This is a genomic window from Blautia sp. TM10-2, from assembly GCF_003480845.1.
GTDB lineage: Bacteria > Bacillota > Clostridia > Lachnospirales > Lachnospiraceae > Fusicatenibacter > Fusicatenibacter saccharivorans.
The window spans coordinates 39,007-51,453 of record NZ_QUJZ01000005.1; the positions used below are offsets into that span (position 1 = coordinate 39,007).

Genomic DNA, 12,447 nt, shown 5'->3' on the forward strand with positions numbered 1-12,447 from the left:
TACCGGGATGCCGTATCGGATGAAAAAAGTTAAATCCTGTACGGAATGAGCAGAAGCGTATTCTTCTGGAATTCAGGTGGTACCGTGGATGGAAACATTCTCCCTGAACGTAAGGCACAGAAAAGGTGTTTTATGTTCGGGGATTTTTTATGCAGCAAATTTAGAACAGGAGGTTTTCATATGAAACAGATTACAGGAAACAAACTTCTGGTAAAGGCTCTGAAGGAGGAGGGTGTCGAGTATCTCTTCGGTTATCCGGGAGCCTGCACCATTGATATCAGCGATGAGCTTTACAAACAGGATGAAATCAAAATCGTTCTGCCGCGCCACGAGCAGGCGCTGGTGCATGAGGCGGATGCCTATGCGAGAACGACAGGAAAAGTCGGCGTATGCCTCGTTACCAGCGGCCCTGGTGCAACCAACCTGGTCACCGGTCTTGCAACGGCAAACTACGACAGCGTTCCGCTTGTCTGCTTCACCGGACAGGTAGCCCGCCACCTCATCGGAAACGATGCATTCCAGGAGGTTGATATTGTCGGCATCACCCGCAGCATCACGAAATACGGCGTGACGGTAAGAAACCGTGAAGATCTCGGACGCATCATCAAAGAAGCCTTTTACATCGCCCGCACCGGAAAACCGGGCCCGGTGCTCATTGATCTTCCAAAAGATGTCATGGCAGAGCTCGGCAGCGCAGAGTATCCGAAGAACGTCAACATCCGCGGCTACAAACCGAACACCAGCGTACACATCGGCCAGTTAAAACGTGCGCTGAAAATGCTCGCAAAAGCAAAACGCCCGCTGTTTCTTGCCGGAGGCGGCGTCAACATCGCACATGCGCAGGAAGTGTTCCGCGAAGTGGTCGAGAAAACACAGGTGCCGGTTGTCACAACCGTTATGGGACGCGGCGCGATCTCCACGAAACACCCGCTGTTCATCGGAAACCTTGGCATGCACGGCGCGTATGCGGCGAATATGGCAGTCAGCGAGTGCGATCTGCTGTTCTCGATCGGAACACGTTTCAATGACCGTATCACTGGAAAGCTGCATGAATTTGCCCCGCACGCGCAGATTGTCCACATCGACATCGACACAGCTTCGATCTCCCGAAACATCCACGTCGATATTCCGATCGTAGCCGATGCAAAAGAGGCGATCACGAAGATAGCAGAGTACGTAGAGCCATGCTCCACATCGAAATGGCTTGCCCAGATCGATGCCTGGAAGAACGAGCATCCGTTGACGATGCGCCCGAACGGCGTGATGGGACCGCTCGATATTTTCAACGCGATCAACGAGCAGTTTGACGATGCGATTATCGTCACCGACGTCGGACAGCACCAGATGCTGACAAGTCAGTACGTCGACATTACCGAAAACCGCCAGATCATCATGTCCGGCGGCCTTGGAACGATGGGATACGGCCTTCCGGGCGCGATCGGAGCAAAAATCGGCAACCCGGACAAACCGGTCATCGCGATTTCCGGTGACGGCGGTATGCAGATGAATATTCAGGAGCTGGCAACTGCCGTTCTCGAGGAGCTGCCGGTCATCCTGTGTATCTTCAATAATGAATACCTCGGCATGGTACGCCAGTGGCAGAAGCTGTTTTACGGCAAACGGTACAGCATGACAAACCTGCGCGCCGGTGCACTTTCCCGCAGAACAGACGGAGAAGAGTACCCGGAATACACGCCGAATTTTATCAAATTGGCTGAGAGTTACGGCGCAAAAGGCATCCGCGTCATGAAGAAAGAGGATATCGCCGCAGCGTTTGAAGAGGCGAAGAAAAACACCAAGACTCCGACGATCATCGAATTTATCATCGATCCGGAGGAGATGGTTTACCCGATGATCAAGCCGGGCGGAACGCTCGAAGATATGATTATGGACTGTTAGGAGGAGAGCGCGATGAATAAGGGAATGAAAAAAAGATGGATTTCACTGTACGTAGAAAACCAGGTTGGTGTCCTTTCCAAGATTTCCGGGCTTTTTTCCGCAAAAAGCTATAACTTGGACAGCCTGACCGTCGGAACGACCGAGGACCCGACCGTATCGCGTATGACGATCGCCACGGTCAGTGACGATGAGACGTTTGAGCAGATCAAAAAACAGCTGAACCGCATGGTCGAGGTCATCAAAGTCATCGACTTCACCGACGTGTTTGTGCGCATGAAAGAGATTCTGTATATCAAGGTATTCAACTGCAGCGCAGCTGACAAAGTCGAGCTGTTCCAGATCGCTGAGACGTTCAAGGCGAAGGTCATCGACTACGGAAAAGACAGCCTGCTGCTCGAGTTTGTCCAGACAGCGACGAAAAACGATGCAGTTGTGAAGCTGATGAAAGAGGAATTCGGCAAGATCGAAGTCGTGCGCGGCGGAAGCGTCGGTATCGAGTCGATCAATGTGATGGAGCGGTAAAAGAGAGGACGTTTTTGCGTGAACGAAAAGAGTATTACCACAATTACGTTAAAAAAGATTAATAAGAAAAGTGTGTATCAGTACATCTATGAGCACCGCCAGACGGCGAAGCAGCAGATTGTGCAGGATCTGACGATGGGGCTTTCGATGCACAGCGGAACGCTCGAGCATATCTGCATTGACCCGGAAGGGCCGGAGTGCTACTGCGCTTCTTTTTATTGAAGAGTTTCTGCAGTCGGAATTTTAATTTTTAATTATAGAATTTCAGGGATAGAAAATCCGGGAACGGAAAGTTTTACATTGCTTTCCATTCCCGGATTTTTTCTGCTTTTTATCAGTGTTCGTTTTTAGATAAACATCGCATAAATCGACGCTCCGACCACAGTCAGAATACCTGCAACTGCAATCGAAAGGCTGCTCATCGCGCCCTCGACATCGCCCATCTCCATGGCCTTCGCCGTACCGATCGCATGGGAGGCCGATCCGATACTGATGCCCTTTGCAATCGGCTCCTCAATGTGAAACAGCTTGCAGAGCGTCTCCGCCAGCATATTTCCCAGCACACCCGTGATGATGATAACGGCAACCGTGATCGTCACCGCACCGCCGAGCTCTTCCGAAACACCCATGCCGATGGCCGTTGTGATGGATTTCGGCAGCAGTGTTACATACATTTTATGATTCAGATTGAAGATCAGCGCCAGCGCGAGAACCACGGTAAGGCTCGTCAGCACGCCGGAGAGAATACCGGCGAGGATGGCTTTGATATTCTTTTTCAATGCCTCCATCTGCTCATACAGCGGAATCGCAAGGCAGACCGTTGCAGGAGTCAGCAGATAGCTCAAGTATTTTGCACCGTCATTATAATTCTGATAATCGATATCGAAAACAGCAAGGAATACAATGACGACTGCAATGGAAATCAGCAGCGGATTGAAAATCGGAAGCCCAAATTTTTTCTTTAACAGCATGCCGAGCTCATACGCCAGAAGGCTGATGACAACGCCGAAAAATGCAGATTCACAGAGCATATTTGTCATTTTGCGTCCCCTCCTTTGTGTTTCTTTTCCAGCCGGATGACCGCCTGTGTCACGCGTCCGGACACAATCATAACGACGATGGTGCTGACGAGCGTAATCACGAGAACCGGAACGAGAACGGCTTTTAATTCACCCCAGGATTCCATCAGGCCGACGCCCGCCGGAATGAACATGACCGGCATGATCTCAATCATAAACTTGCCTGCGTCCTCGACGGTATCAAGTTTTAATGCCCCCGTCATCAGAAGCGCCAGCATCAGCACAAGGCCGTAGATACTTGCCGGAATCGGAAGCGGCAGCACGGCGTGCAGGATTTCTCCGACGAACGAAACCGCCATAATTACAAGGAACTGTCTTAATAATTTCACTTTTTCTGTTGTCCTTTCTCCCCATAACCCACATAACATCACTCCTTCTCAATGTCACGACCCCGATTATACTACCCGCGTAAAAGAATTTCAACCGTAAATGTTACTGCAATTTTGGCTATTTTTGCCAAAAAAAGCAAAAAAATGCCCGCCAATCAAACGAAAAAGTGAAATCGGTGGGCATTTTAACATAATTTTTTGAGTTGATCCGATACGGAACTTTTTAAGCATTGCTTTCGGCATTTTTCCGATCCGGCAGAACGAAGATAAAGATCAGCGAACTGACAAGCAGCATGCCCGGATAGAAGAGGTTTGCCATGATTTCAAAGGCGGAGAGCTCATATCCCAGTTCATGCACCGCGGAAATCGCCACGAGCATCTGCGCGCCGTACGGCAGGATGCCCTGTGAGATGCAGGAGAAGGTATCGAGGAGCGATGCCGTTTTCCGTGGGGTGATGCCGTAGTCCTCGGACATCTGCTTTGCGATCGGGTTTGCCATGACGATCGCGACGGTGTTGTTTGCGGTCGCAATGTCGAGCAGCGCGACGAGAATGCCGACACCGAGCTGGCCGCCCTTTTTTCCGCGGAAGATTTTGTGAATGGCACGAAGCAGGACAGTAAAGCCGCCGTTTTCCCGGATCAGCGCGCACATCGCAGCGACGAGAATCGCAACCATACATGTCTCAAACATACCCGAAGTGCCGCTTCCCATGCTGGAGAGCATATCCAAGAGCGTCGTCTGTCCCGTACCGAGCATGATAACGGCACCGGAAGCAATACCGATAAGGAGTACGACAAACACCTGAATGCCCGCGATGCCGCCGATCAGCACGAGCAGGTACGGAACCATCTGCAGCAGATGGTATTCGTGGACGATCGGTGTGCCCGGCGCCTGTCGGAAGGAGATTACAAGGATCAGCGCCAGCGCGGCAAGAGCAGCCGGGAGAGCGATCCAGAAGTTTTCGCGGAACTTGTCTTTCATCTCGCAGCCCTGTCCGTTGCAGGCGGCGATTGTCGTGTCGGAGATGAAGGAGAGGTTGTCGCCGAACATGGATCCGCCCATGACGGAGGCGACGCAGAGCGCCAGCGAAAAGCCGGAGGTCTCGGCAACAGCAGCGGCGATCGGCACGAGAAGCGTGATCGTTCCGACGGAGGTTCCCATGGCCGTGGAGACGAAGCAGGCAACGACAAAGAGCACAGCGACGGCATACTTTGCCGGAATCCAGGAGAGCATGAAATAGGCAACGCTCTCTGCACTGCTCCTTCCGACAACGCCGACAAACGTGCCTGCGGCGAGGAAGATCAGCAGCATTGTGATGATGTTTTTGTCCCCGATGCCCTGTCCCATGAGGGCGAGCTTTTCTTCAAACGGGACACTGCGGTTCTGCAGACAGGCGACGAGGATCGCTGTCAGAAACGAGACGACGATGGGGATGTTGTAGAAGCCCATCGGAATTTTTAAAATATACTCGGAATAAATGCCGAACCCCAGATAAAACACCAGAAAAACGGCGATCGGGAGCAGGGCGGATGGCTTTCCTTTTTTCATAGAAATAAATACCAGACCTTTCGTGTGATTTTCCTTATTTTTTAATAGGGCGAATAGAATTATTCTATCATCTGGATCAGAAATCGTAAAGTAAAAAAGCAGGAAAAAACACGCCGGACATCTGGTAAATTCCAGAAATCCGGCGTGTTTTATAAGAGGTGCGTTTTGCTGTGCCTGTGCTTTATTATTTTGCGAGGAGCATCATAATCTGATTACTTCTGCTTACGAATTTTGTCATCTCGTCCGGAGAGAGCGGTTTGTGGCTGATCATTGCCAGATCATACAGCTGCTCGCAGAACAGGGATGTGTTGCCGTTCTCGCCATTCTTCAGAATGTACTGAACGAGCGGATGTTTTGCATTCAGGATCAGGGTTTCCTGTCCGCCGAACATGGACGGATCCATGCCGGTCATGCCGTACATCTTCATCATATCCTGCATCCGGCGGCTCTCCTCGGAAAGCGTTACCATGGAGGATACATTTTCGTCTTTCAGGTTCTCAACTTTGACGGTCAGATCTTTCTTGTCGAGGACTTTGCGGAAGAGATCGGTCAGAGTATTTGTAGCGTCGGTCAGATCCTCACCGGACTCGTCTTTCATATCGTTGGTCAGATCTGCATCGATGCGCTGGAAAGTTACATGCTCGTTGTAACGCTCTGCATGGGTGATGAAAGCGGAGTCGATGTTGTGTTTCAGGATGACAGCATCCATGCCCTGACTGCGGAACATGTTGATGTACTGGCTCTGCTGAACTTCGTCGGTGACGTAGTAAACAGTCGTTTTTTCCGGCTCTTTCTTCTCGTCAGCGTTTTCCGTATTTTCGGTATTCTCCGTAGTTTCAGCCTTCTCTTCGATGTTCTCTGCAGGAGCTTCTTCTTTCTTATTCTCGTTGATGCAGTCCTCAAGAGTCAGATATTTTCCGTCGATGTTCTTGAACAGAATATAGTCCATCATCTTCTTGGAGAATTTCTCGTCCTTGATGCATCCGTATTTGATGAATGGGTTGATATCATCCCAGTATTTCTCGTAATTCTCACGGTCGGTTTTGCACATGCCGGAGAGCTTGTCAGCGAATTTCTTGGAGATGTACTCGGAGATCTTCTTGACAAATCCGTCGTTCTGCAGTGCGCTTCGGGATACGTTCAGCGGCAGATCCGGGCAGTCGATGACGCCTTTTAAGAGCATCAGGTATTCCGGAATGACTTCTTTGATGTTGTCGGCAATAAATACCTGGTTGTTGTACAGCTTGATGGTTCCCTCGATGGAATCGTACTCGGTGTTGATACGCGGGAAGTAGAGGATACCTTTGAGGTTGAACGGATAGTCCATGTTCAGGTGGATCCAGAACAGCGGCTCGCGGTAGTCGTTGAAGACTTTGCGGTAGAATTCTTTATAATCCTCATCGCTGCACTCGTTTGGATGTTTGGTCCACAGCGGGTGGATATCACTGATGGAAACCGGGCGTTTGTTGATTTTTACTTTCTCTTTGGCCGGGGAAACTTCAACCTGCTCTTTCGTTCCGTCTTCTTTTTCTTTCTCTTCGTATTTTGCGTCCTCGTGGATGTGCTCTACGACAACGTCGTCATCTTTTAATTCGCTTTCATCGATGGTCTCGTATTCCTGCGGCGCATTTGCTTTGGACAGGAAAATTTCAACCGGCATGAAGGAGCAGTATTTTTCCAGAACTTCGCGGACACGGTATTCGTTTGCGAATTCCAGGCAGTCCTCGTTCAGGAACAGAGTGATTTCGGTACCAACAGTTGTCTTGCTGCCCTCGGACATATCGTACTCGGTGCTTCCGTCACAGGTCCAGTGTACCGGGGTGGATCCTTCTTTATAGGAAAGAGAATCGATGTGAACTTCATCTGCTACCATGAAAGCAGAGTAGAAACCAAGACCGAAGTGGCCGATCATCTGATCTGAATTCGTTTTGTCTTTGTATTTCTCCAGAAATTCGGTAGCGCCGGAGAAGGCGATCTGGGTAATATATTCTTCGACTTCGTCTGCGGTCATACCGATACCGTTATCGATGAATTTTAAGGTTTTCTCATCCGGGTTTACAATCACCTGAATGGCTGCTTTGTAGTCATCCGGCAGAGTATATTCGCCCATGCCGTCGAGTTTTTTCAGTTTGGTGATGGCATCGCAGCCGTTGGAAACGAGCTCGCGGACGAAGATATCGTGGTCGGAATACATCCATTTTTTGATAATCGGGAAAATATTGTCGCTGTTGATTGAAAGATTTCCATGTTTCGCACTCATGAGAAACACACTCCTTTTCTTATAAAAATATTTTGATCCAGCAAAGCGGGAATATCATGCTTTTTTAGATGTCTGCAGCTTTTTTACTGCTCTGATAGTTATAGTAATACTGGCACAGGGAAAAGTCAAGGGGAAATTAGCACTCGAGAAAAAAGAGTGCTAACAGAACGACGGAAAGTATTGAATTTACTGGTATTACGGTACTTTCTAAACTTTTTGTAAAGTCTGATCAAAAGGGCTGCGCAGTTGTTTCTGGAGAATGGATATGCTACAATGAAAAAGCATAGAAGCGTTTCGAACAGAAAGATTCCGAGGGTACATAAAAGAAAAATGGAGGAAATACATGACAAATGCGACAAAGGCGGCGCTGGAAGCGTCATTAAAAAAGCTGCTTTTGAAAAAGCCGCTGGACAAAATTACGATCAACGATCTGACGACAGACTGCGGCATCAGCCGGATGGCGTTTTATTATCATTTTAAGGATATCTACGATCTTGTCGAATGGTCGTGCCTGGAGGATGCGACGCAGGCGCTGCAGGGGAAGAAAACGTATGAGACATGGCAGGAAGGCCTGCAGCAGATTTTTGAGGCAGTGCTCGAGAATAAACCATTTATTATGAATGTCTATCACTCTGTAAGCCGGGAGCAGATCGAAACATATCTCTTTCATCTGACGCACGATCTGCTGTACGGTGTCGTGCAGGAAAAAGCAAAGGGAACCGGCATCTCCGAGGCGGATCAGAGTTTTATCGCAGATTTCTATAAGTATAGCTTTACCGGTGTCATGCTCGACTGGATCAAAGACGGAATGAAAGTGGATTACCATATGATTGCGGAAAAAATGCACCGCACGATGGAAGGAAATGTCGTCAATTCCATCCGAAATTTTGAAAAAAGAAATAAAATATAGTTACACTTTACAAAACAGGGCGGATGATAAAAATTTAATCATCCGCCCTGTTTTGTAAATGGAAAAGCGGGGAAAAATGAAGTAAGATTCAAATTGTCAACAGACAATGGCAACACAAATAGAAACTTGTAAAACAAAGAAAGCAGCATAACCTATACGAACCGGAAATTCGAAAAAACATTCCGGCAGTCGTATTTAGAAAAGAAAGGATGAACGTCTATGTCAAAAAAAGGATTAAAATTCGGAATCGCATCAGCAGCAGTCATCGGAGCTGGAGCAGCAGTGCTGCGGGCAAAAAACAAGAGTGAAGCAAAAAAAGCAGCGGAGACAACCACTGTAACATCAGAACCAAAGAATGATTACCGCAACACCGAGCGCGGAAAAGATAAGAAAAACAGCAAAGGCATTTATTACACCAACGGAAACTACGAAGCCTTCGCAAGACCGGAAAAACCGGAAGGCGTCGATGAGAAGAGCGCATACCTCGTAGGAAGCGGCCTCGCGGCCCTCGCAGCAGCGTGCTTCCTTGTAAGAGACGGCCAGATGAAAGGCGATCACATCCACATTCTGGAAGCCATGGACATCGCCGGCGGTGCCTGCGACGGTATCTACGATCCGACCCGCGGCTACATCATGAGAGGCGGCCGTGAGATGGAAAACCACTTCGAGTGCCTGTGGGATCTGTTCCACAGCATCCCGTCAATTGAGACACCTGGTGTATCCGTTCTTGATGAGTATTACTGGCTGAACAAAAAAGACCCGAACTACTCCCTGTGCCGTGCAACGAAAAACCGCGGCGAGGATGCCCATACCGACGGAAAGTTCAACCTGAGCCAGAAAGGCTGCATGGAGATCATGAAACTCTTCATGACAAGAGACGAGGATCTGTACGACAAGACGATCGAGGATGTTTTCGATGATGAAGTCTTCAATTCCACCTTCTGGCTGTACTGGAGAACGATGTTCGCATTTGAAAACTGGCATAGTGCACTGGAGATGAAGCTGTACTTCCAGCGGTTCATTCACCACATCGGCGGACTGCCGGACTTCTCCGCACTGAAATTCACGAAGTACAACCAGTATGAATCCCTGATTCTTCCGATGAAGAAATACCTCGAGGATGCCGGCGTAGACTTCCAGTTCAATACCGAAGTAACCAACGTTATCTTTGAAATCAACGATGGAAAGAAAGTAGCAAAAGCCATTGAGTGCAAGGTAAACGGCGTCGAGAAAGGCATCGTTCTCACCGAGAATGACCTCGTCTTCGTTACCAACGGAAGCTGCACCGAAGGCACGATCTACGGCGATCAGAACCATGCACCGAACGGTGATGCAGAGGTCCGCACGAGCGGCTGCTGGAGCCTGTGGAAAAACATTGCAAAACAGGATCCGTCCTTTGGACATCCGGAGAAATTCTGCTCCGATATTGCAAAGACAAACTGGGAATCCGCAACAATTACCACTCTCGACAATAAGATCATTCCGTATATCACCAATATCTGCAAACGTGATCCGAGAACCGGAAAGGTTGTTACCGGCGGTATCGTAAGCTGCCAGGATTCCAAGTGGCTTTTAAGCTGGACCATCAACCGTCAGGGACAGTTCAAAGAGCAGGATAAAGATAAGGTATGCGTATGGGTTTACAGCCTGTTCACCGACGTACCTGGCGACTATGTGAAGAAACCGATGAAAGAGTGCACTGGTAAAGAGATCACCGAAGAGTGGCTGTACCACCTCGGCGTGCCGGTTGACCAGATTCCGGAGCTGGCAGAGAACAGCGCTGTCTGCGTACCGACCATGATGCCGTATATCACCGCATTCTTTATGCCACGAAGAAAGGGCGACCGCCCGGATGTCATCCCGGATGGCTGCGTCAACTTCGCATTCCTCGGACAGTTCGCTGAGACACCAAGAGATACCATCTTCACGACAGAGTATTCCGTTCGTACCGCAATGGAAGCTGTTTACGGACTCCTCGGCGTAGACCGCGGCGTGCCGGAAGTATGGGGCAGCGTTTACGATATCCGCGATCTGCTGGACAGCTCCGTGAAACTGATGGATGGAAAATCTCCGCTGGAAATCGAGCTTCCTGGACCGCTCAACCTGCTGAAAAAACCTCTGCTGAAACTGGTAGATGGAAATGTAGTTGGAGATCTCTTAAAAGAGCATGGAATTATCAAAGAGGATATGGTGAAATAAGAAATAGAAAATAAGTAAGAAATGCAATAAGACCTGCGCTTTCAAACGGCGCAGGTCTTATTGCGTTGCTATGTATGCTCTCAAACAATTAAGCAGATTTCTTCGTGAAAAACAGCGCGGCACAGACGGCGGCGATGCCTCCAGCGAGCTTTGCAACGAGAAGCGGCACGACAAAATCAGGATCGGTGCCGAACGTAAATCCCATATGTGCGGCGATGGTCGATGCGGCGGAGACGAGGAAAGCTGCGTTTACAATCTTTCCGCGCTCGTCCATTTTTTCCATCATTGTGATCGCCGGAACAGGGCTGACAATGCCCATCAGAAGGCCGGCGGCACTGCTGTCGTTCATGCCGGTTTTTCTTCCAATAAAAGAGAGCGGCTTTTTGAGCACCCGCTGTAAAAGCTCCGCCGTCGGAAGGCTGCCGAGCAGTACAATGCCGATGGACGAGACGACCGCCATCGCGTCCTCCAGCGGCGCAAGGTCCGGGAGCAGCGAAAAGCCGGTCATATAGCAGAACGCGCCCGCGATGAGGCCGATCGTCGTCAGAAGCCGGATCACATCTGCAAATACCGTGAACGCGCGCACGGTCTGCTCCGGAAAACGCCAGATGCCGAACATCAGCAGAAAGCAGAAGAGGAGCACCGGGAGCGACTGAAGTACGATCTGCAGAAAAGAGAGTTCTGAGAGCAGTCCGCCGACGATCATCGTGACGGGAAGCGTGCCCGTGCCGATCAGCATGCCGCGGGAGAAAAAGAGGCGGTCGCCGCTTTTCAGCATTCCCATGCCGACCGGAATCGTAAAGGTGATGGTACAGCCAAGCGTCGCCGCAATCACAAGTCCTGCGTAGCGCACCATCTCCTGCGATGCCGAAAGCTCTCCGGCGAGCTGGTAGCCGCCCATGTCAATGGCGAGAATGCCGGCGAGAAGTCCCGCATCCAGCCCCAAAAAGTTCCAGATGGGAACGAGGGCGAAACGGAGAAAGCGGGAGAGCAGCGGGGTGAGGCAGATGATGCCCGACATGGAAAGTGCCGTCGGTCCAAGCAGCGTAAAGCCCTCCTCAAACCGTTTTCCAAGTCCGAAGCGATTGCCAGCGATCCGGTCGACACCGCCGAGTACCGCGCCGACTGCCATGATCCACATAATAATCTGATTCATAAAAAGAGAACCTTTCTAAATAAGTATTTTGTCTTTATATCTGTTCTTCAAATGCAATTTCATTTTTCAGCAGAAACTGGCGGACTTCCTCATCGAAGACGCGGTCGAGCGACTTGTCCATCGTAAAGATTTTGAGGGAAGTTCCGGTGGTAAGTAAGAGTTTTCCGTCCTTATACTGAAAATTCAGAAAGCATCCAAACACGTTCTCTATTTCCAGCGGCAGCGCATGGTCCGCGATCATTTTTTCGCACGCCGCCTGCGGAAGCTGAAACACAAATTTGAACTGCAGGGGTGTCCGTTTTCCTTTGATGACGGAATAGCAGAACGATTTCACATCTTTCCAGAGAAGCCGCGTCCGCCCTTTTTCTTTTAAGAGCTGCGCGTCATCGGGATCGAAAAAGTCCGTGTGAAGACTGCCGTCGATGGAGAACGTCGTAAACGTTGTGATCGACGCCTCGGAGACGGGAAAGCGGTCAAATGTCTCGAGACGGAGCAGAGTGTTCATAAAATTCTTTAACTGTGTAATCTGCAGGATAATCATCCG

General features: G+C 49.7%; 11 protein-coding genes and 1 other annotated feature (1 of these 12 only partly in view). Of the genes, 5 read left to right on the top strand and 6 right to left on the bottom strand.

Annotated elements, in window-relative coordinates; all coding sequences use genetic code 11:
* Positions 1-109 (top strand) — a binding site (T-box leader); it begins 167 nt to the left of the window's first position.
* A gap of 71 nt (positions 110-180) precedes the next feature.
* From ilvB to DXD92_RS18695, 3 genes are read left to right on the top strand one after another with little or no spacing between them, the layout of a single operon-like run.
* Positions 181-1,899 (top strand): biosynthetic-type acetolactate synthase large subunit, encoded by a 1,719-nt coding sequence (gene ilvB / locus DXD92_RS06035; RefSeq protein WP_117509739.1) that lies wholly within the window; start codon positions 181-183, stop codon positions 1,897-1,899.
* A gap of 12 nt (positions 1,900-1,911) precedes the next feature.
* A complete protein-coding gene (gene ilvN / locus DXD92_RS06040) occupies positions 1,912-2,421 on the top strand; it encodes an acetolactate synthase small subunit (RefSeq protein WP_022463092.1) in 510 nt (169 codons plus the stop codon).
* Positions 2,422-2,439: 18 nt separating this feature from the next.
* On the top strand, positions 2,440-2,643 hold the full coding sequence (locus DXD92_RS18695) for a hypothetical protein (RefSeq protein ID WP_055227113.1): 204 nt from the start codon (positions 2,440-2,442) through the stop codon (positions 2,641-2,643).
* 125 nt (positions 2,644-2,768) lie between these two features.
* Here DXD92_RS18695 and DXD92_RS06050 read toward each other — a convergent pair whose 3' ends face one another.
* The 4 genes from DXD92_RS06050 to htpG all read right to left on the bottom strand — a co-directional run bounded on the left by DXD92_RS06050 (position 2,769) and on the right by htpG (position 7,638).
* Positions 2,769-3,461, bottom strand: a complete 693-nt coding sequence (locus DXD92_RS06050) for an LrgB family protein (RefSeq protein ID WP_055267500.1) — start codon at positions 3,459-3,461, stop codon at positions 2,769-2,771.
* Entirely contained in the window at positions 3,458-3,829 is a 372-nt protein-coding gene (locus tag DXD92_RS06055) for a CidA/LrgA family protein (RefSeq protein ID WP_117509759.1), read from the bottom strand. The genes DXD92_RS06050 and DXD92_RS06055 overlap by 4 nt, the downstream gene beginning before the upstream one ends.
* A gap of 223 nt (positions 3,830-4,052) precedes the next feature.
* The gene (locus tag DXD92_RS06060) at positions 4,053-5,531 is read right to left on the bottom strand and encodes a Na+/H+ antiporter NhaC family protein (RefSeq protein WP_330427576.1); all 1,479 of its coding nucleotides are present in this window, start codon (positions 5,529-5,531) and stop codon (positions 4,053-4,055) included.
* A 31-nt stretch (positions 5,532-5,562) separates the two neighbouring features.
* Complete coding sequence (htpG, locus tag DXD92_RS06065; RefSeq protein WP_118640277.1) at positions 5,563-7,638, bottom strand: molecular chaperone HtpG; 2,076 nt, start codon at positions 7,636-7,638, stop codon at positions 5,563-5,565.
* 343 nt (positions 7,639-7,981) lie between these two features.
* On the opposite strand from htpG, the gene DXD92_RS06070 reads away from it, so the two are divergent.
* Both DXD92_RS06070 and DXD92_RS06075 read left to right on the top strand, forming a co-directional pair.
* Positions 7,982-8,548, top strand: coding sequence for a TetR-like C-terminal domain-containing protein (locus DXD92_RS06070; protein ID WP_022461989.1), 567 nt, complete (start codon positions 7,982-7,984; stop codon positions 8,546-8,548).
* 219 nt (positions 8,549-8,767) lie between these two features.
* Positions 8,768-10,747 (top strand): oleate hydratase, encoded by a 1,980-nt coding sequence (locus DXD92_RS06075; RefSeq protein WP_022461990.1) that lies wholly within the window; start codon positions 8,768-8,770, stop codon positions 10,745-10,747.
* A gap of 88 nt (positions 10,748-10,835) precedes the next feature.
* Here the strand turns inward: DXD92_RS06075 and DXD92_RS06080 are convergent, their stop codons facing one another.
* The gene (locus DXD92_RS06080; RefSeq protein ID WP_118640278.1) at positions 10,836-11,903 is read right to left on the bottom strand and encodes an ethanolamine utilization protein EutH; all 1,068 of its coding nucleotides are present in this window, start codon (positions 11,901-11,903) and stop codon (positions 10,836-10,838) included.
* Positions 11,904-11,937: 34 nt separating this feature from the next.
* Entirely contained in the window at positions 11,938-12,444 is a 507-nt protein-coding gene (locus tag DXD92_RS06085) for a DUF5721 family protein (protein WP_055221274.1), read from the bottom strand.
* Between the last annotated feature and the right edge of the window lie 3 nt (positions 12,445-12,447).

What these genes read in the sequence shown, in the direction of transcription:
- htpG (WP_118640277.1), bottom strand. Translation starts at nt 7,638, where the DNA reads ATGAGTGCGAAACATGGAAATCTTTCAATCAACAGCGACAATATTTTC.
- DXD92_RS06085 (WP_055221274.1), bottom strand. Translation starts at nt 12,444, where the DNA reads ATGATTATCCTGCAGATTACACAGTTAAAGAATTTTATGAACACTCTG.
- DXD92_RS06075 (WP_022461990.1), top strand. Translation starts at nt 8,768, where the DNA reads ATGTCAAAAAAAGGATTAAAATTCGGAATCGCATCAGCAGCAGTCATC.
- DXD92_RS06080 (WP_118640278.1), bottom strand. Translation starts at nt 11,903, where the DNA reads ATGAATCAGATTATTATGTGGATCATGGCAGTCGGCGCGGTACTCGGC.
- DXD92_RS06050 (WP_055267500.1), bottom strand. Translation starts at nt 3,461, where the DNA reads ATGACAAATATGCTCTGTGAATCTGCATTTTTCGGCGTTGTCATCAGC.
- ilvN (WP_022463092.1), top strand. Translation starts at nt 1,912, where the DNA reads ATGAATAAGGGAATGAAAAAAAGATGGATTTCACTGTACGTAGAAAAC.
- DXD92_RS06070 (WP_022461989.1), top strand. Translation starts at nt 7,982, where the DNA reads ATGACAAATGCGACAAAGGCGGCGCTGGAAGCGTCATTAAAAAAGCTG.
- ilvB (WP_117509739.1), top strand. Translation starts at nt 181, where the DNA reads ATGAAACAGATTACAGGAAACAAACTTCTGGTAAAGGCTCTGAAGGAG.